Consider the following 338-nt stretch of genomic DNA (forward strand, 5'->3'; position numbering starts at 1 on the left):
GGGTTGATAACCTGAGTGTATCGGCGTTGAAGCCGTGGCTGAAAGCACACTGGCCAAGTGTCAGAGAAGCACTGATAACGGGGAGCTATCTGCCACGGAGGATACGCAAAGTCGATATTCCCAAGCCAAATGGCGGGATAAGGACACTGGGCATACCGACCGTGGTAGACAGACTCATCCAGCAAGCGATAGCGCAAGTGCTCACCCCTCATGTTGAGCCCGGATTCTCACACTCCAGTTATGGCTTCAGACCAAACCGCAATGCATGGCAAGCTGTGCGCCAAGCGCAGCAATACATCCATAGCGGCAAGCGCTGGGTTGTGGATATGGATTTTGTG

The 338-nt window shown here is 53.8% G+C and carries 1 protein-coding gene; it reads left to right on the top strand.

What is annotated here, in order from left to right:
• Positions 1–338: reverse transcriptase domain-containing protein (locus A9165_RS16520; protein ID WP_255365758.1), on the top strand; the 338-nt coding region annotated here is incomplete at both ends.

The organism is Alishewanella sp. HH-ZS, from assembly GCF_001704375.1.
In the GTDB taxonomy this organism is placed as follows: Bacteria; Pseudomonadota; Gammaproteobacteria; order Enterobacterales; family Alteromonadaceae; genus Alishewanella; species Alishewanella aestuarii.